General features: G+C 58.1%; 15 protein-coding genes. 5 read left to right on the forward strand and 10 right to left on the reverse strand.

Annotated features, from left to right (window positions below; all coding sequences use genetic code 11):
- Both ACONT6_RS09215 and ACONT6_RS09220 read right to left on the reverse strand, forming a co-directional pair.
- Positions 1-1341 carry a Na(+)-translocating NADH-quinone reductase subunit A gene (locus ACONT6_RS09215; RefSeq protein ID WP_428821408.1) on the reverse strand — a complete coding sequence of 447 codons (1341 nt, stop codon included), beginning with the start codon at positions 1339-1341 and terminating at the stop codon, positions 1-3.
- Positions 1342-1837: 496 nt separating this feature from the next.
- Positions 1838-3295: a glyceraldehyde-3-phosphate dehydrogenase gene (locus ACONT6_RS09220; RefSeq protein WP_428821409.1), complete on the reverse strand. Its 1458-nt coding sequence runs from the start codon at positions 3293-3295 to the stop codon at positions 1838-1840.
- 344 nt (positions 3296-3639) lie between these two features.
- On the opposite strand from ACONT6_RS09220, the gene mfd reads away from it, so the two are divergent.
- From mfd to ACONT6_RS09235, 3 genes are all read left to right on the forward strand, one after another.
- The gene (gene mfd, locus ACONT6_RS09225; protein ID WP_428821410.1) at positions 3640-7137 is read left to right on the forward strand and encodes a transcription-repair coupling factor; all 3498 of its coding nucleotides are present in this window, start codon (positions 3640-3642) and stop codon (positions 7135-7137) included.
- 213 nt (positions 7138-7350) lie between these two features.
- On the forward strand, positions 7351-8223 hold the full coding sequence (locus ACONT6_RS09230; protein WP_428821411.1) for a CsiV family protein: 873 nt from the start codon (positions 7351-7353) through the stop codon (positions 8221-8223).
- Positions 8224-8327: 104 nt separating this feature from the next.
- Positions 8328-9563, forward strand: a complete 1236-nt coding sequence (locus ACONT6_RS09235) for a DUF819 domain-containing protein (protein ID WP_428821412.1) — start codon at positions 8328-8330, stop codon at positions 9561-9563.
- Between the two features lie 310 nt (positions 9564-9873).
- Here the strand turns inward: ACONT6_RS09235 and ACONT6_RS09240 are convergent, their stop codons facing one another.
- The 4 genes from ACONT6_RS09240 to ACONT6_RS09255 form a co-directional block, all read right to left on the reverse strand.
- Positions 9874-10089 carry a cold-shock protein gene (locus ACONT6_RS09240; protein WP_066964075.1) on the reverse strand — a complete coding sequence of 72 codons (216 nt, stop codon included), beginning with the start codon at positions 10087-10089 and terminating at the stop codon, positions 9874-9876.
- A gap of 309 nt (positions 10090-10398) precedes the next feature.
- On the reverse strand, positions 10399-11517 hold the full coding sequence (locus ACONT6_RS09245; RefSeq protein WP_428821413.1) for a mechanosensitive ion channel family protein: 1119 nt from the start codon (positions 11515-11517) through the stop codon (positions 10399-10401).
- A 128-nt stretch (positions 11518-11645) separates the two neighbouring features.
- Complete coding sequence (nagZ, locus tag ACONT6_RS09250; protein WP_428821414.1) at positions 11646-12659, reverse strand: beta-N-acetylhexosaminidase; 1014 nt, start codon at positions 12657-12659, stop codon at positions 11646-11648.
- A gap of 75 nt (positions 12660-12734) precedes the next feature.
- Complete coding sequence (locus tag ACONT6_RS09255; RefSeq protein WP_428821415.1) at positions 12735-13385, reverse strand: TetR/AcrR family transcriptional regulator; 651 nt, start codon at positions 13383-13385, stop codon at positions 12735-12737.
- 289 nt (positions 13386-13674) lie between these two features.
- Here ACONT6_RS09255 and ACONT6_RS09260 point away from each other — a divergent pair, with 289 nt between their 5' ends.
- The gene (locus tag ACONT6_RS09260; RefSeq protein ID WP_428821416.1) at positions 13675-14007 is read left to right on the forward strand and encodes a DUF6763 family protein; all 333 of its coding nucleotides are present in this window, start codon (positions 13675-13677) and stop codon (positions 14005-14007) included.
- A gap of 171 nt (positions 14008-14178) precedes the next feature.
- Here the strand turns inward: ACONT6_RS09260 and ACONT6_RS09265 are convergent, their stop codons facing one another.
- On the reverse strand, positions 14179-14820 hold the full coding sequence (locus ACONT6_RS09265; protein ID WP_428821417.1) for a TIGR00730 family Rossman fold protein: 642 nt from the start codon (positions 14818-14820) through the stop codon (positions 14179-14181).
- Between the two features lie 246 nt (positions 14821-15066).
- On the opposite strand from ACONT6_RS09265, the gene lexA reads away from it, so the two are divergent.
- Positions 15067-15675, forward strand: coding sequence for a transcriptional repressor LexA (gene lexA, locus ACONT6_RS09270; RefSeq protein ID WP_078084290.1), 609 nt, complete (start codon positions 15067-15069; stop codon positions 15673-15675).
- 128 nt (positions 15676-15803) lie between these two features.
- On the opposite strand, the gene ACONT6_RS09275 is transcribed toward lexA, so the two are convergent.
- The 3 genes from ACONT6_RS09275 to topA all read right to left on the reverse strand — a co-directional run bounded on the left by ACONT6_RS09275 (position 15804) and on the right by topA (position 19527).
- Positions 15804-16058 carry a hypothetical protein gene (locus ACONT6_RS09275; protein ID WP_181253008.1) on the reverse strand — a complete coding sequence of 85 codons (255 nt, stop codon included), beginning with the start codon at positions 16056-16058 and terminating at the stop codon, positions 15804-15806.
- Between the two features lie 173 nt (positions 16059-16231).
- Positions 16232-16774 (reverse strand): DUF6586 family protein, encoded by a 543-nt coding sequence (locus ACONT6_RS09280; RefSeq protein ID WP_428821418.1) that lies wholly within the window; start codon positions 16772-16774, stop codon positions 16232-16234.
- 8 nt (positions 16775-16782) lie between these two features.
- Positions 16783-19527 carry a type I DNA topoisomerase gene (gene topA / locus ACONT6_RS09285; protein WP_428821419.1) on the reverse strand — a complete coding sequence of 915 codons (2745 nt, stop codon included), beginning with the start codon at positions 19525-19527 and terminating at the stop codon, positions 16783-16785.
- Between the last annotated feature and the right edge of the window lie 82 nt (positions 19528-19609).

Consider the following 19609-nt stretch of genomic DNA (forward strand, 5'->3'; position numbering starts at 1 on the left):
TTAACCCTCCTTCTCAATACGGGTCAGGTTGTCCCGCAAAATGGGGCCGAAATCGTACTTGCCCGGGCACACGAAGGTGCACAGCGCCAAGTCTTCTTCATCCAGCTCCAGGACACCCAACTGCTGGGCCACCTGGGTATCGCCAACAATCAGTGCGCGCAGCAGCTGGGTCGGCAGGATGTTCAGCGGTACCACGCGCTCGTAGGTGCCGATCGGCATCAGCGCACGTTCGGAACCGTTGGTGCTGGTGGTGAAGTTGAACAGCTTGCTCTTCATCAGACGGCTGATGTAGATCGGCAGTACGGAGAAACGGTTAGCACCCGGCGTGAAGTAATGCAGCATCGGACGCTCACGGCCTTCCTGCAGCACACTCACCTGATTGTGGTAACGGCCGAGGTACGCCAGCGGACCGGCAGCGGTACGACCGCCAAACACGGAACCGGACACAACGCGGTTGTCGTCGCCAGTGGTTTCGCCAGCAGTCAGCGCTGTCAGATCCGCACCGAGACGGGTGCGCAGCAGACGCGGCTTGGTGACCTGCGGGCCACCCAGGGCAACAACGCGATCGGTGAACAGCTTGCCGGTTTCGAACAGCTTGCCCACGGCGATCACGTCCTGGTAACCAATGGTCCATACCTGACGGCCCGGCTTGACCGGATGCAGGTAGTGGATATGGGTACCGGAGAGACCAGCGGGGTGCGGGCCGGCAAAGGCTTCGCGCTGTACGGTCGCAACGCTCGGAACCGGGATATCGGCGTCCGGGGCGGTACATACGAAGGTCTGCTCAGCGAGCTTGGACAGGATTTCAACGCCCTGGGAGAACGCTTCACGCTGCTCGGCGATGACCACAACCGGGTCACCCGCCAGCGGATTGGTATCCATGGCATTGATAAACAGTGCAGAGGGCTGGGCGTCGAGCGCCGGCACCTTGCTGTAAGGACGGGTGCGCAGCGCTGTCCACATGCCCGACTCAATCAGGTTCACGCGAACCTGTTCGGCAGTCAGACTGGCCAGTTTGTCAGCACTGTAGCTGGCGAATTGCTCAGCTTCATCACCATCCACCTCGATTACCACAGACTGCAGTACTCGACGGGCACCGCGGTTAACGGCAACCACGCGACCAGCGGCCGGTGCGGTGTAGCGAACCCCTTCGGTTTTCTTATCGGTGAACAGCAGCTGTCCGAGTTTGACGCTATCCCCTTCCGCAACCGCCATGGTGGGCTTCATCCCGTTGTAATCGGGACCAATCACCGCAACAGTCTTGGCTGCAGGGCCATCATGGATGACCTGCTCGGGCGCGCCGGATATGGGTAAATCCAATCCCCGACGGATCTTTCTCATACGCCTATGCCTAGTTCTAATGTTGATAGATTTAGTAGGTTTAAAAGTTTCTAGGTTAAAAACCCTGAAAATGAGGAACCCATACGCGGGGGCTTAGGCCGTAGTGAGCCTGATACATGCTGAGAGCGGGCTCATAAAGAGTAGCCACACAGAAGGCATGCAGAGGTAGTCGTCGTCGCTCAGTGCTCGGGAGGCGCATAGAACCGCCGTTGCCCTGGCAACTCGCATTCTTTGCGCAAATATTTCCCGGCACACAGCAGCCCCGCAAAATCGCGCGCATTATAAGGATGGGGCGGTGGGTTTACCAGAGGAGATGGAGCCAAATCGGCTCAAGATGAGTAAAATTTTGCTGAAAAAACAACGACTTTAGTTGGAGACACCATCCTGTCGTCACCCTCGCCCCGGGCGGGTCGAGGTGGCGCAGGAATGATCTGTCTGACCAAAGCCCTGCGCCGCGGAGCCGATGAGGGCGCACGCGCCCCCACCCGTCACTCGATCAGTCTTTCTTGGGGAAGACTTCGTAATGTACGCCAGCCATATCTTCCAGGCAGCGAACTACCTGACAGCTGTAGCCGAACTCGTTGTCGTACCAGCAGTAGAGCACCGCGTTGTCGCCCTCGACGATGGTGGCGATGGAGTCGAACACACAGGCGCGACGGGAGCCGACAAAGTCGCTGGAAACCACTTCCGGTGAATTGGTAAAGTCAATCTGCTGACGCAGCGGAGAGTGCAGCGCCACTTCGCGCATGTACTCGTTCAATTCGTCCTTGGTGGTCTCTTTGCCCAGGCGCAGGTTCAGGATCGCCATGGACACATTCGGGGTCGGAACACGGATCGCATTGCCGGTCAGCTTGCCCTTCAGCTCCGGCAGCGCCTTGGCTACTGCCTTGGCCGCACCAGTCTCGGTCAATACCATGTTCAGCGCTGCGGAACGGCCGCGACGCTCACCCTTGTGGTAGTTGTCGATCAGGTTCTGGTCGTTGGTGTAGGCGTGTACGGTTTCCACGTGGCCGTGGTTAACGCCGTACTTGTCCATCATCGCTTTCAGTACCGGCACGATGGCGTTGGTGGTACAGGAGGCAGCGGACAGGATCTGGTCTTCCGGCTTGATCTCGCCGTTGTTGATACCGTACACGATGTTCTTCAGGTCGCCCTTGCCCGGTGCCGTCAGCAGCACCTTGGCCGCGCCCTTGCTCTCCAGGTGCTGGGCCAGGCCTTCTTCATCACGCCATACGCCGGTGCTGTCTACGATCAGCGCATTGTTGATGCCGTACTGGGTGTAATCCACCTCCTGCGGGGAGTTGGCGTAGATCACCTTCACTTCATTACCGTTGCAGATCAGGGTGCTGGTCTCTTCATCCACACGGATGGTGCCGTTGAAGGCGCCGTGCACCGAGTCGCGGCGCAGCAGGGAGGCGCGCTTGACCAGGTCGTTGTCCGCCTTGCCCTTGCGCAGCACGATGGCGCGCAGACGCAGAACATCTCCACTGCCGGCCTTTTCGATCAGCAGGCGGGCTACCAGGCGGCCGATCCGGCCGAAACCGTAGATCACCACGTCCTGGGACTGCGGCAGGGGCTTGCCAGCGCCACTGGCGTCAGCCAGCTCTTCGCGCACGAACTCATCGATGGACAGACCGCGCTGGTCGCGCATGTATTTGTTGGTCAGGGTACCCAGATCGATATGGACCGGGCCCAGGTCCAGCTTGCAGATGGCTTCCAGCAGCGGATAGGTCTCGAACTCGGACAGCTCGTTCTCTTCCACCTGACGCACAAAGCGATGCGCCTTCATGATGCTGAGCACGGAGCGGTTAACCAGGTTTTGGCCGTACATGTAAATGCCGACGTTGCTTTCCCGGTTGAGCTTACCAATCATCGGAATCATGGATTCCGCCAACGCTTCACGCGCCTTCCAGTCCTTGAAAAAGTCAGCGGGCTTCGGTCGCTTCTGAGTCACAGTCGGACACCTCTGCAAAGTGAAAAAATAGGTCGAGCCTTACTCCACCCCGAGGCTCTATCCCAAGGATAAGAATGGTCCCAAAAACCACCTCTGGCGCGAAGGCCGGCGCATTATGTGTATTCACCTGAGGCCGCGCAACCGCGCAAAAAATGGCCGAAAAACTGTAGTTAAACTACATTTTTTCGAGTGTTTAAACGCTCCGCGGCAACGCCGGATTCACCGGTCAAAAACACCCCTTTCTGACCATTGCACGACCCAAACCTGCACTGGTCACCGTTCACCGCTACAATAGCTGCCCTCCCGGCCGCCAGTGGTCAGAAAGCACGGAATTATAAGGAAACATGAGTCAGTTCCCCCCTTTATCCCCCCCCGCTTTTCGTTCACAGAATGACCGGCAATTCTGGGGCCAGCTGCACGGCGCCAGCGCCGCGTTGGCCATTCTGCAGGCAGCAAAAGCCAGCAGCGCCCCGACGCTGCTGATAGCTCGGAATAGTCAGGAAGCACAGCAACTTGAGCTGCAGCTGAAATTTTTTAACAAGCCCCGTCGAGATGGCGCTGGAGAAAGTGACTCCAAAGACGCAGGCGGCGAGCTGGAAATTTCGCAGTTCCCCGACTGGGAAATCCTGCCCTACGACACCTTCTCCCCACACCAGGACATCATCTCTGATCGACTGGCCACCCTGTACCGGTTGCCGCAGATGGAACGCGGCATCGTCATTGCCCCGGTCAGCACCCTGCTGCATCGGCTCGCGCCCAAGGATTACGTGGCCGGCAATGCGCTGGTTCTGCAAGAGGGGCAAAAGTTCGACCTGAATGCCCAGCGTCGACTGCTGGAACAGGCGGGCTACCACTGTGTAGACACCGTGTACGAGCACGGGGAATTCGCGGTGCGCGGCGCCCTGATGGACATCTTCCCGATGGGCAGCAACCTGCCCTACCGCATCGACCTGTTCGATGATGAGATCGAATCCCTGCGCACATTCGACCCGGAAGACCAGCGCACCGTGGACAAGGTGGAGCAGATCCACCTGCTGCCCGCGCGGGAATTCCCGATGCACAAGCCGGCACTGGCTAAATTCCTGGAACGCTGGCACGAGCAGTTCGACTGCGATCCCGGCCCGGTGTCCATCTATCAGGACATCAGCGCAGGTATTGCCCCCGCGGGAATCGAGTACTACCTGCCATTGTTTTTCGATCGCTGTGCGACCCTGTTCGACTATTTGCCCGAGGGCAGCCAGGTATTTGTGCAGGGAGACCTGCAACAGCCGGTGGAATCTTTCTGGCGAGAAACCGAAAACCGCTACCAGAGCCGTCGCGGCGACCTTACCCGCCCCATTCTGGAGCCCCGTCAGGTGCTGCAGAATATCGACGAGTTTTTCGGTGCACTGAAGTCCCTGCCCCGCGCCTTCTTTTCTGCAGAGAGCCTCCCGGAAGCGGTGGGCAACTACAATTTCGCGAGCGTGCCACCGCCCAGCCTGCCGGTAGACGGCAAGGCAGAGCAGCCATTGAATACGCTCGAAGCCTACCTGATGGAATACGATGGCCGCGTACTGTTCTGCGCGGAGAGTGGCGGCCGCCGGGAAGCATTACTGGAGTTGTTGAGCGGCATCCGCCTCAAGCCGAACACTTTCGATAGCTGGCAGCAATTCCTCGCCAGCGACGAGCGCTACGGAATTACCGTTGCCCCCATTGATACCGGCCTTCTATTACTGGACCCATCGCTGAACCTGATCGCCGAACCACAACTGTTTGGCGAACGGGTGCTACAGCAGCGCCGCCGTAAAAAAGCTAAAGACGACGCCGACAACGCGGTTAAAAACCTCGCCGAGTTGCGTATCGGCGCGCCCGTGGTGCATATCGATCACGGTGTCGGCCGTTACAAGGGGCTACAGAGCCTGGATATCGACGGCCAGCAAGCGGAATTCCTGACCCTGGAATACGGCGATGGGGCCAAGCTCTACGTGCCGGTGGCCAGCCTGCACCTGATCAGCCGCTATTCCGGCGCCGACGAAGAACTGGCGCCGCTGCACAAACTGGGCAGCGAGACCTGGCAAAAGGCCAAGCGCAAGGCCGCGGAAAAAGTCCGCGATGCCGCCGCCGAACTGCTGGACATCTACGCCCGTCGCGAGGCCCGTGTGGGGCACGCGTTTGGCGATCCCGGCCTCGCCTACCGCGAGTTCACCGCCGGTTTCCCCTTCGAGGAAACACCAGACCAGCAACTGGCCATCGAGTCCGTGGTGGGAGACATGCTGTCAGACAAGCCCATGGATCGTCTGGTATGCGGCGACGTGGGCTTCGGCAAAACCGAAGTCGCCATGCGCGCGGCCTTCGTAGCGGCACACGGTGGTAAACAGGTCGCCATGCTGGTGCCCACCACGCTACTCGCACAGCAGCACTTTCAGTCCCTACAGGATCGCTTTGCAGACTGGCCGATTACCATCGAGGTGATTTCCCGCTTCCGCAGTAATAAAGAAGTGGAAGCCATCAAGGAACGGGTTACTTCCGGCAAAGTAGATATTCTTGTGGGCACCCACAAGCTGCTGCAGAGCGACCTGAAATTCAAAAATCTGGGGCTGCTGATTATCGATGAGGAGCACCGCTTCGGTGTCCGCCAGAAGGAAAAACTGAAGAGCCTGCGCTCCGAAGTGGACATCCTCAACCTCACCGCCACGCCCATTCCGCGCACCCTGAACATGGCCATGGCGGGTATCCGCGACCTCTCGGTGATCGCCACCCCGCCCGCCCGGCGGCTGTCGGTGAAAACCTTTGTGCGCGAACGCGACGATGCCTTGATCAAGGAAGCCATCCTGCGGGAAATCCTGCGCGGTGGTCAGGTATATTTCCTGCACAATGAGGTGAAGAGCATCGAGCGCCTGGCCCGCGAACTGCAGGAGCTGGTTCCGGAGGCCCGTATCGGTATCGGCCACGGCCAGATGCGCGAGCGCGAGCTGGAACAGGTGATGAGCGACTTCTACCACAAGCGCTTCAATGTGCTCGTGTGTACCACCATCATCGAAACCGGTATCGACATCCCCAACGCGAATACCATCCTGATCGAGCGCGCGGACAAATTCGGCCTCGCCCAGCTGCACCAGCTGCGCGGTCGCGTCGGCCGATCTCACCACCAGGCCTATGCCTACCTGCTGACGCCCAACAAGCGCGCCATGACAGGGGATGCGGTGAAGCGACTCGAAGCCATCAGCGAGGCGCAGGATCTGGGCGCCGGCTTTACCCTGGCCACCCACGATCTGGAAATTCGCGGCGCCGGCGAGCTGCTCGGCGAGGAACAGAGCGGCCAGATCCAGAGTGTGGGATTCAACCTGTATATGGAGATGCTGGACCACGCGGTAAAAGCGATCCGCGAGGGACGCACGCCCAACATCGACGAGCCGCTGGAATCCCCGGCGGTGGATGTAAACCTGCGGGTACCGGCACTGATTCCGGAAGACTACCTGCCGGACGTCCACAGTCGCCTGATCATGTACAAACGCATCGCCAACGCAGAAGACAAGGCTGCCCTGAAAGAGCTGCAGGTGGAGATGATCGACCGCTTCGGCCTGCTGCCGGAGCCGCTAAAACACCTGTTCCGCATCACTGAGATCAAGCTGAACGCCAACAAGATGGGCATCCGCAAGCTGGAAGCCTCGGCCACCGGCGGACGCATCGAATTTGCAGAGAACGCCAACGTCGACCCGCTCACCCTGGTCAAGCTGGTGCAGACCCGGCCTACCACTTACCGGTTACAGGGCGCCAACCAGCTGAATTTCGTCCTCGACGAAAGCGGCCCGGAACAGCGCCTGCAACAGGTGAACGACGTTCTGCAACAGCTGTCTCAGTAACGCACACGGGGCCGATCAGTCGGCACAATTGCTGATCAATCGGTGATAAGATGGAGGAATTCGTCGCCAAAGGGGGCGGCGAATCCGGCTAGCTTTCAAGGCGCTTCTGGCAGTGCGATTATGGAAGCACCAAGACAGGCACTGGTCAAAGACCCCAGGGCTGACTCCAATGAAAAGCCCCGGTATAGGCACAACGAATAAAGCGGTATCAAGATGACCCTCACCAACAAACAGGTCACAACTCGCCTGAAGCAGCTGACCGGCGCCGCATTGCTGGCACTCTGCGCTGCGGGCGCCCAGGCGGCCGGCTATGCAGGCACCCAGTTTGAAATTGAGATGGTGGTTTTCGCACGGGATAGCGGTATGGATCGCTCCCGGGAAACCTGGCCCACGGCACTGCGCCTGAACTATGACAACCAGTGGGTCGATTTCGACACCCCGTCACCGGCCGACCCGATGACCCCGGCCCTGCAACCCGCCCCGAACCAGCTGGACAATAAGGTCGCCGCCCTGAACCGCGCGCGCGGCTACAAGGTCCTGTTCCACAAGACCTGGCGGCAAGTTTTGCAGAACGAGCGCAATGCCCCGGCAATACTGATCAGTGGCGGCGCCCAGGAAGGCAACCACCATCAGCTGGAGGGTAGCGTAACCCTGAGCGTTTCCCGCTACCTGCACCTGAGCACCGACCTGTGGCTGAGTGAATGGCTGCCCCAGACCGGCGGCTTCGCCGATCAGACCCAGCTCAGCGGCATCCCCGTCCCTACTCGCCCCCGCGCGGCAAACCAAACCTCTGGCGATGAGCCCATGGATCTGGCAAGCTCCGCCGCCGGCAACAACGGGGACTTCGGCTACAGCACCAGCGCCAACTCCGCCGTTTTTCATGGCGATGGCGAATTCGCAAAAGCCGCCGAGCCAGCCCAGAAAATGGCTGCTCGCGTAGCTGTGCTAAACGAGGAGCGCCGCTTGCGCAGCGGCGAGCTGCACTATATCGACCACCCCAAGCTGGGGGTCCTGATAGAAGTGCGCACCGTCGCAAAAGGACCAGAGCCAGGTGACGAGGAAGAGCCAATGGAGTTCTCTCCCTGACCGCGTAAAATACTTTGCAAAACGGCCCTCCGCGGGCCGTTTTCCTTTTGGGCTAAGCATCCTCGACTTTTTTATCAGGAATTCATAAAAATAAGGCTATTTCCATGATTACCAACGATGCCATCATTCTCGGCATGCTCGCCGCGATTCTCGGCTTTGTGTTTTATACCGCGAGCAGCGAACAGCGTTTCTGGAAGCGCTTTTACCGCTTCGTACCCGCCCTGCTCCTGTGCTATTTCCTTCCATCGCTGCTGACCACCTTCCACATCATCGATGCGCACAATTCGAACCTCTACTTCGTAGCATCGCGCTACCTGCTGCCGGCCAGCCTGGTATTGTTGACATTGAGCATCGATCTGAAAGGCATCGTCAACCTCGGGCCAAAGGCGCTAATCCTGTTTTTAACCGGTACCGCGGGCATCGTTATCGGCGGCCCACTGGCGCTGCTGATCATGTCGGCCATTGATCCAAGCATGCTCAATGGCAACGGCCCAGATGCCATCTGGCGAGGAATGACCACCGTGGCGGGCAGCTGGATTGGTGGCGGTGCCAACCAGGCCGCGATGAAAGAAATCTTCGACGTGGGCGGGGATGTCTTTTCTGCGATGGTGGCCGTCGATGTGATCGTTGCCAACCTGTGGATGGCAGTGCTGCTGATCATGGCGGGCAATGCGAAAAAACTGGACGCAAAACGGGGAGCGGATACTTCTGCTATCGACACCCTGCGAGAGCGCGTAGAAAGTATGCAGCGCAAGCACGCGCGTATTCCTGCGCTGCAGGATCTGATGCTCATCGCGGCTGTCGGCTTTGGTGTGACGGCAATTGCCCACGCTTGCGCCGACTTCCTCGCGCCGTGGTTTCAGAATAATGCGCCGCAATTGGCCCGCTTCAGCTTCACCAGCTCGTTTTTCTGGCTAATCATCATTGCCACCACGCTCGGCATCGCCATGGCTTTTACCCCAGCCAAAAAACTGGAGGGTGCCGGTGCCGCCAAAGTTGGCTCCGTGTTTATCTATTTCCTGGTCGCCACCATCGGCACTCATATGGACATCACCGCCCTGAAGAACAGCCCGGAGCTGTTTGTGCTCGGCATGATCTGGATGGCGATACACGCGGGCCTGATGCTGTTAGTCGCAAAACTCATCAAGGCACCGACGTTCTTTATGGCTGTCGGCAGCCAGGCAAATGTCGGGGGCGCGGCCTCTGCGCCCGTGGTCGCAGCGGCATTCCATCCATCACTCGCCCCTGTAGGCGTATTGCTTGCGGTGATGGGGTACGCACTGGGCACATACGCCGCCTGGTTCTGCGGGCAGTTGTTGCGGGTAGTTGGGGCCGGCTAAGGGCCCCCACAGGGCGGCAAATTTTGCCGCCCCATCGCCCAATAAAAAAGCCCGGGATCCCCCAGTATTTACTGGAAGATCCCGGGCTTTTTTATTGGTGCCATCTGATTCCGCCGCCACTAAACTGACAGCGCGAACAGACACCTGCATTCGCGGCTATAGCGCTTTACGCCCAGCAAGCAGTACAAAACTACTTGCACAGACTACCGTTCGAGCCCTCTATCTTGGGCGAGACGATAGTCCCGGCACTGCAGCGCGGCAGCCTCGGCTGCCGAAGCAATGCTGTATTGAGCGTGCGTCTGGTCGGGTGTTATTCGCAGGGCACTACATCTTCTGCGAGCAGACCCTTATCACCCTGCTGCATTTCAAATTCAACAGCCTGTCCCTCGTTGAGGGTTTTGTACCCGTCACCACGAATGCTGCGGTAGTGTACAAAAATATCCTCGGAACCTTCGGCGCAGGTGATAAAGCCATAACCCCGGGCATTGTTAAACCACTTCACTGTACCCGTAACGCGATCACTCATTAAGCCAACCTCATTTATTGTTATTGCGCCTACCTCGGTTACGGGTAAAGCGCCTACCCCAATTGCCGCGGCCAGCTCTTATACGAAGCTGGTCCACTGTCTCGAAGTGCCTATCCAGTCATCCAGATAAGCCGTTACTGATTCTTAGATAAAACAGCGCCACTGTCTAGGTTTACACGTGAAATTAATGTTACTTCCCATGAACAATGCGCAATTTGTCACCAAATTAACGGCTACAGCACCACAATATCTGACATTTGATGCCATTGAGCCCTATATCGCTTACCGGTCATTCAGGTATCAGATGCATCACGCACCAATGGACTTCTCCCGGTCACGGGCAATCGCGAGCTCCGGTAGATCCGCGATATGCAGAGTCGAAGTCGGGAAGGCACAGGAAGCGCCGCGGTCTTCGATGATCTTTAGAATCTTCAGTAGAACATCCTGTTTGATCTCGTGATAACGCACCCAATTGGTGGTACGGGTAAAGGTGTAAATAAAGAAGTCCAGGGAAGACGGTGCAAAAGAATTGAAATTTACAATCAGGGTCTGATTGGTGTCGATCTCCGGGTGGTTTTGCAGCATGGCGCGCACGTCATTTACGATCGGCTCCATCAGGCTGGCATCGTCGTAACGGATACCGATGGTCTCGTAGATGCGGCGGTTCAGCATACGCGAGGGGTTCTCGACAGAAATCTGGGTAAACACCCCGTTGGGAATATACAGCGGACGCTTGTCGAAAGTGCGGATACGGGTAAGGCGCCAGCCGATATCTTCAACCGTCCCCTCGATTTCCTGATCCGGCGAGCGCACCCAGTCCCCAACTTTGAAAGGACGATCCAGATAGATCATCAGGCCACCGAAAAAGTTGGCCAGCAAATCCTTGGCGGCAAAGCCGATTGCCAGGCCACCGATACCGCCAAATGCCAGTACGCCACTGATGCTATAGCCAAAGTGCTGCATGATCACCATGGCTGAGGTAATCATGATGGATGCGCGAATCAGCTTGCCAATGGCGCGTACGGTGGTGGCATCCATCGGCTTGCCCATAAAGCGCGGATCCGCCAGGTTCTTCTCCACTGCCTTGGCAAATCGCAGTGCAAACCAGGTGATCAGTATGATGAAGCCAATCTCGCGGACGGTAATTGCAAGGGTAAATATCTCGGCGTCGGTAGCCTTCCCCGCCCTGGCAGCGGCGACAGAGAGCCCCACCAGCCACACCAGAATCGACGCCGGCGGATTGATCGCACCGCAAAGCGCGTCATCCCACGGATTCACAGTCCGTTCCGCCCGCGCCTGCAGGCGGCTAACCAGCAGCGCCAGAAGCCACGCCGCCAAGGCAGTAGCCAGTACAATCAGGAAAACTTCGGCAATCCAGAAACGATCTTCCCCCACCAGGGAGCGCAAAAACGCTTTAGCCTGCTCCACAAATCACTCCATTTAATACTTAAGGTTATTCGGCGTTGGCCTTAAAAGGTCGATTGAATACGCACATTTAAAAAGGGCGCTGGCCCCGGCTGGAGTAGCGCCTTGTGAAATTCGCCTATTGTGCCCAATTACATCCAGGATGCCAGCCACTCTCTGGTGGACTGCCAGCGGGAATTGGACTCGAGGGTACTCCAGCTATCAATGGCGGCACGACCGCGCATGCGCGCCAGACGTTCGCTCGAACGCGGGTCGGGCTCAAACCCTTCCAGCGCCTCCAGCACCTCCAATGCACCCTGGCGGTTATTGCACACCACGCCCATATCACAGCCAGCTTGCATAGCCGCCCTGATGCGCTCCGCATAGCCGCCTGCCGCACCTGCCCCTTCCATTGTCAGGTCATCACTGAAAATCACCCCGTCGAACCCCAGCCGCTTGCGCAGGATTTCCTGCAGCCAGAAGCGCGAGAAGCCCACCGGGTTTTCATCAACGTTGGCAAAGCGGATGTGCGCGGGCATTACCGCCTGTAGCTCGCCCGCGGCAATGCACTCGGTAAACGGCACACAGTCCGATGCGAGCACGGCGTCCAGGGTTCGCTGGTCCACCGGAAGCTCTTCATGGCTGTCCTCCAGCACCTGGCCGTGACCGGGGAAATGCTTGCCGGTGGTCGCCATTCCCGCTTCGTGCATCCCCGCCATAAACGGTCGCGCCTTTTGCGCGAGCACCAGGGGATCCTGGGCAAAACTGCGGTCACCCACAATGCGGCAGAAATCATCATCGGCATCCAGCACCGGGGCAAAACTGAAATCCACACCCACTGCCAGCAGTTCCGCGGCGAGCAGCCATCCGACATCTTTTAGCTGCTGGGTGTCGGCGCGGGCACTGAGCGCCTGCATGGAGGGGATACGAGTGAATGACTCGCGAAAGCGCTGTACGCGCCCGCCTTCCTGGTCCACCGCCAGCAGGATCTCTGGGCGCACCGACCGAATGTCTTTGATCAGGGCTTCGAGCTGTGGGCGGTCCCGGTAGTTGCGCGCAAAAAAGATAAGTCCGCCCACCTGAGGGTGCCGCAACAGCTCCCGATCTTCATCGGTGAGCTCGGCGCCCTCTACATCAATCATCACTGGACCAATCTGAACAGACATGGATCGCCGCTCCCACTGCAAGTCAATAAATCGGGCTGGCCGGGCCTCTGTGCCCACCCGGATGCGCGCTGGGCTTCAAGTCTCGCCGGATACCGGCGCAGTCAGCATCGCTGCGGCCGCCGGCGCCAACCGCGCCAGAGTCTCATCGAGATCGCTCTCGGCACCGAAATCTTCCCTCAGGATAGCTTCGATGGCGTCAAAGCTCGACAGGGAAAATATGGTGGCGCCAAGCATAAAATAAAGACGCCAGTAGAAGGTAACCGGATCCACCTGGGGCAGCGCGTTTGCCAACTGCCCCGCAAAACGCCGGTAGCTGGCGCCATAACGGGCGACAATAAAACGGCGCAAGTGGCCCTGGGACTGGGTGTAGGCAAGCCCTAGCAGGCCCATAAACCGCTTGGGATCCCGCCCCTCTTCCGCCAGCCCTGCGAGCGCTACCCGGTACAGGCTCTGCAGCAGGTCATCCAGCTGTAACTCCTCACCACTGGCCTGCGCCTGTTGCCGACGGCTCAGTTCTTCATCCAGGCTTTTCGTAAAAGGTGTAAGAAACCGCTCAAATACCGCCTGAATCAGTTCCTTTTTCGAACCAAAATGATAATTCACCGCGGCCAGATTCACGCCAGCGGTACTGGTGATCGTTCGCAGGGACGTTTCGGTAAAGCCGCGCTCGGCAAAAAGCACCTCCGCAGCGTCGAGGATTCGGTTTACGGTATCCAGCTGACTCATACCATGCTCACAGCAATTCAAACTATCAATTAAAACACTTGTTTAAGCGCTGAGATTAGCACAGTCGCCGTAGGACGGCACAGAATCACACCTTTCGGCAGTGAACACATTTTCACCAATTTGCGAGCCGAGCATGCACTTCATCGCAAAAATCACCCCACACTCACAAAACACCCCAACCGCGGCGAATCTCGCGACCACTCCGTTACCGAGGGCCCCCCGCGCACACTAGATTGAGAACAGAGGCATAGGCAATGCCAGCACTGATAAACATCAGGAGGGCTGCATCATGGCGAGAATCGCACCAGAAATTGGCAGCTGGTTTGAAAATTTCGACAGCGGTGACCTGTTTGAAGTGGTCGCTGTAGACCACCCGTCGCGCACAATTGAAATCCAGTACGTGGATGGCTCGGTGGATGAAATCGACTTTCACAGCTGGCCACGGCTGCCGGTGATTGGCGCCGCCGCGCCGGAAGATGCCAATGCAGGCTATGGCACCCTGGCCGAGGAGATGCAGGACGCGGAGGATTCCGGTTTCACCAGCCCCCTCTTCTCTCCCGCACAGAGCGCCATTGATCGGCTGGAGGGTGAATCTTTCCCGGGAACCGACGAGAGCCTCTGAGCCCCAAGGTAAGTAAATCAGGATGCCGGTTAAGCTAGATAACGGGCACCCTGCTTCCCTTGGGAACGGCTGAACCCGGATACCTGTATTCAAATTGCAAAATCAAATACGGCTAACAAACGGTATTAGCTCACCAATTCACAAGCTCGGAAATGGTTTCGTTTGCCCCCCTCAATCTTCGCGCCGGCGAATATACTCAACAATAATTTCTGCAGCCTCGTCGACGGTGTCCACCAGTTTGAACAATTCGAGATCGCTCTCATCGATGCAATTCCGGGCAAGCTGCGTGTCCACCATCCAATTTACCAGGCCCGACCAGTACTGTTTCCCTACCAGCACAATGGGAAAACGTCGGACTTTCTGTGTCTGCACCAGGGTTAACGCTTCGAATAATTCATCGAGCGTACCGTAACCACCCGGCATAGCGATAAAGCCCACCGCGTGCTTGACGAAAATAAACTTGCGCACGAAGAAATAGCGAAAGTTCAGGCTGATATCCAGATAGGGATTTGGGGTCTGCTCGAACGGCAATTCTATATTGAGGCCGATAGAAGCACCGGACTGGGTGAAAGCGCCGCGATTGCACGCTTCCATAATTCCGGGACCTCCGCCGGTAATCACGGGGATACCCTCACTCGCCAACAGCTCACCAAGACGCATGGCCTGCTGATACTCATGCGTGTCTTCGGGAAACCTTGCGCTGCCAAAAACCGTCACCGCGCCTTTGAGGGTAATCAGGCGTTCGATACCGTCGACGAGTTCCGATTGAATGCGCAGCACGCGCCACGCTTCCGGCATTTTTGCATCCAGCATATGCCTTCTCCATTATCACTATTCGCAGCCCTGTAGGACTTAATCTAAGCATTGAGGCCTGCGGCCTGGAACTGCAGATATAAAACGCCTCAGGGCCATCCAAGTCTAGCAGTAATCAGGCGCCGCCCCGGGAAGATTGCGCACCCGCCAAATCTGTATATAATCACAGCAACTGTATATAAATACAGACACCGGACTCCAGGAACAGATGCCGGGAATAACTCCGGAAACAACAGGAACGCGCCCATGACAAATCTCACCGCCCGCCAGGCACAGGTACTGGAGTTAATCAAAAGTTACCTGGACGATACCGGTTACCCACCAACCCGGGCTGAAATTGCCCAGGAACTGGGCTTCCGCTCCCCCAATGCTGCGGAAGAGCACCTCAAGGCACTCGCGCGCAAAGGGGCCATCGAGATGGTTGCCGGCGCCTCGCGCGGAATTCGTATTCCCGACTACCACAGCGGCCTGCCGATTGTCGGCCGGGTAGCCGCCGGTAATCCGATCCTGGCGGAGGAGAATATCGAGGAGTACTGCGAGATTCCGGCAGAGTTCTTCCACCCTCCCGCGGATTACCTGCTGCGGGTACACGGAATGAGCATGAAAGACGCCGGTATCCTCGACGGTGACCTGCTGGCCGTGCAGCGCACAGAGAACATCCGCAACGGTCAGATCGTGGTTGCGCGTATCGAAGATGAAGTGACGGTGAAACGCTTCAAGCGCCGCGGAAATCAGGCAACCGTACAGCTGCTGCCAGAGAACGAGGACTTCAACGTTATTGAGGTAGACATGCGCGACAGAAACTTCGCGATTGAGGGACTGGCTGTTGGCGTTATTCGCCAGAACCCCCTGTAATGGCAAATGATTCGCCATAAACAGTAAAACGCAGACATAAAAAAACAGGGCGATTGCCCTGTTTTTTTATGTCTGGCCAAAGTGCTGGCATCCACTACCCCGCACCTCCCGGAAACCGACAGACCGCCTCAGTGGATGGTGTGCTCGGTAATATCCACTTCCTCTTCTTCGAAGGGTTCCGGCTCCAGCTCGTTGATATCCTGTACCGCCTCGATGCCGGCCTCGAGCATGGCCCGCGCAATGGCAATCTTATGTTCGCGCAGAAACTCGAGACTCTCCTCAGAGAAATGGATACGCACCAGCGGGTCCTCCTTGTGACCAGCGCGTCGCAGCGCTACATCACCATTGGACAACTCGATGATTTCGTAGGTCTCAGAAGACATTCATTTCTCCAATTACTTCTCAATTACCTCACACCGGCCGCCCACATAACCGAGAGCGCGACCGGGTATCGGGCTCGGCGTGATTTGAAGCCAGTGTAACACAGCGGCAAATGATTAATCAGTGGGCGGGGCCGCCCAGGCTTGAACCTCAACCGGGCCGTTGATGGCGGGAGTTACCACTCCTGACCGTGGGCGCGCTGACGCAGGATCAGCTCATTCAGGGCGCGAAGCCACTTCCCGAGGGAATCCCGATTCAGAGCTTCGGGCGCCCGAGTATCCAGCTGACGCACAGGGATCAGGCTTTGCGCACCGGTAGAATCCGCCGCCGACGGGGCCGCGCCCCCGGCAGGGTGCCACAGGGAGCGCCAGGCTGCTTCCAGCCCCTGGAACCAGCTGTCGGGATTCTCCGCCAGGCTGACCAGCTCGTTGACCTCAGCACTGAACTTGCCACGCGAAGCCACCAGCTGTGCCAGCGCATGCGCAGTTTCCGGCTCGCCACCGGGCGCAAAGCCCAGCTGCAACTGATGCCCCTGCTCTGCCAGAAACGCCTTGTAGGCGCGCCACAATTGCAGCAGCGCGCCCTGGCACAGGGCACTCTCGTAGAGCGCCTCCGGCGACAGCGGGTTGGACTGTTCCGCCTCTGATGCGGGAGACTGAAGGATCAGCTGGCATCGACGCAGGGCCGATGCCACGGTACCCGTATACGGATTACTCACGGGGCAACCTACTTTGTCGGCGCTTTTTTGGCTGCAGCCTTCTTGGCCGGGGCCTTTTTCGCTGCGGCCTTTTTCTTAGCAGGTGCTTTTTTGGCGGCTGCTTTTTTCTTCGCGGGCGCCTTCTTGGCCGGTGCCTCTACCTGCCATTTACCGTCGCGATAGAACGCCTTCCAGCCGGTCGCCTTGCCCTCTTCCTCACTCTGGACGTACTGCTCCTGGGTCTTGCGACTGAAGCGGACCACTGTGTCGCGACCCTCGTTGTCCTCGGTGGGTGCCGAGAACAGGAAGCTGTACTTGGGGTCGATCTCGTCTTTGTGCGGCAGCAGTTCCTTGATCAGCGGTGCGCGAGTCTCCCGGTTTTTGGGGAACTGGCTCGCCGCCAGGAACAAACCCGAGGCGCCATCGCGCAGGATATACGTATCATCCACCTTTTCGCAGGGCAGCTCGGGCATGGGTACCGGATCCATTTTGGGCGGCGCCGGCTGGCCACTCTTGAGCAGCTTGCGGGTGTTCTTGCAGGTTTCGCTGGTACAGCCGAAGTACTTGCCAAAACGACCGGACTTCAACTGCATGTCCGCACCGCACTTGTCACATTCGATCACCGGACCATCGTAGCCCTTGATCTTGAAGGTGCCTTTTTCCACCTCAAAGCCGGGGCAGTCCGGGTTGTTACCGCAGATGTGCAGCTTGCGGTGTTCGTCCACCAGGTAGCTGTCCATGGCGGTGCCGCATTTGCTGCAGCGACGCTTGTCCCGCAACTGGCGGGTTTCCGCCTCTTCGTCCCTGTCCGCATCCACGGCTTCTTCACCGGACACCAGGTTCATGGTGTTGGTGCAGCGCTCCTTCGGCGGCAGCGCGTAACCGGAACAACCCAGGAATACACCGGTAGAGCCGGTGCGGATCTGCATGTGGCGACCGCAGCTACTGCATTCAATGTCGGTGTCGGTAGGCGCGTTGCGACGCATGCCGCCGTCTTTGTCCTGGGCGACTTCGAGACGCTTGCTGAAGTCGGAATAGAATTCATTCAGCAGGTCTTTCCAACCCTTTTTGCCTTCCGCCACCGTATCCAGGGACTCTTCCAGACTGGCAGTGAAGCCGTAATCCATCAGGTCGGTAAAGCTTTCGCTGAGGCGATCGGTAACAATGTCACCCATCTTTTCCGCATAGAAACGGCGGTTCTCCAGACGGACATAGCCGCGATCCTGGATGGTAGAAATAATCGACGCGTAGGTGGATGGACGGCCGATACCGCGCTTCTCAAGCTCTTTTACCAGTGCCGCTTCGCTGAAACGGGCCGGCGGCTTGGTGAAATGCTGTTTCGGGTCCAGCTTCTGCAGGTTGAGTTTTTCACCCACCTTGATATCCGGCAGCACCAGGTCTTCATCTTTCTTGCTCTGCGCCGGTGCGACCTTGAGGAAACCGTCAAAACGGATCACGCGGCCGCGCGTGCGCAATTCAAAATCGCCTGCGGTCACCACCACGGAGGTAGAAGTAAACTGGGCCGGGGTCATCTGACAGGCCACAAACTGTTGCCAGATCAGGGTGTACAGACGCTCGGCATCGCGCTCCATACCGGACAGCATGTTCGGTTTGACGCGAACGTCAGAGGGGCGAATCGCCTCGTGCGCTTCCTGGGCGCCCTCTTTGCTGCTGTAGCGGTTGGGGTTTTCCGGAAGGTACTTATCGCCGTAATTCTCGCCGATAAATTCGCGCACCGATGATACCGCCTCGGCACTGAGGTTGGTGGAGTCGGTTCGCATGTAGGTGATGTAACCCGCTTCATACAATCGCTGGGCCATCATCATGGTTTTCTTCACACTGAAGCCGAGCCGGTTACTGGCGGCCTGCTGCAGGGTTGAAGTGATAAACGGCGCACTGGGCTTGGAGCTGGTGGGCTTGTCGTCGCGAGCGGTAACTTCAAAGTCACTGGACTGAAGCGCTTTGACGGCCGACATGGCCTGCTCTTCATTGGTGGGACGGAAAGCCTCGCCCGCCTGTTTTTTGACTTCCAGACGCAGGGCATCGGACTTGGCGGTTTGCGTATCGGCAAACAGATTCCAGTATTCCTCGGGAATAAACGCGCGGATTTCGCGCTCGCGTTCGACCACAAGCCGCACCGCTACAGACTGCACACGCCCGGCAGACAGACCGCGGGCAACCTTTTCCCACAGCAAGGGCGACACCATATAACCCACGATGCGATCGAGGAATCGACGCGCCTGCTGCGCATTGACCCGATCGATATCCAGCGGCCCAGGATCCTTGAACGCTTCCTGGATCGCAGACTTGGTGATCTCGTTAAACACGACGCGACGGTAGCGGGTTTCGTCGCCGCCAATGGCTTCCCGCAGGTGCCAGGCAATGGCCTCCCCTTCGCGGTCCAAGTCCGTTGCGAGATAGACGTGGTCGGCATTCGCGGCGAGCTTGCGCAGCTCGTCCACGACTTTTTCCTTGCCGGGCAAAATTTCGTAGTGCGCTTCCCAGTTGTGATCGGGATCAATACCCATCCGCTTGATCAACTGCTCGCGGCCTTTCTTACGCTTGTAGATCTCTTTCTGTTCGGGAGACAGCTTGCGGGTTTCCGCTGCGCGACGAGCGCGCTCCTTGGCGTCGACCGGCTGCTTGTTGGAAGCGCCGGTGGGAAGATCCCGGATGTGACCGATACTGGACTTCACCACAAAGTCCTTTCCGAGATACTTGTTGATCGTTTTCGCCTTCGCCGGCGACTCGACGATGACCAGTGATTTACCCATAAGCTTTTGATTTTTAATAGAAAATTTACTGCTTTCGCACTTTAGGCAGCGGCCGTAATCGACTGTGCGCTGCGCGAATATA

This window comes from Microbulbifer sp. MCCC 1A16149 (assembly GCF_050368945.1).
In the GTDB taxonomy this organism is placed as follows: domain Bacteria; phylum Pseudomonadota; class Gammaproteobacteria; order Pseudomonadales; family Cellvibrionaceae; genus Microbulbifer.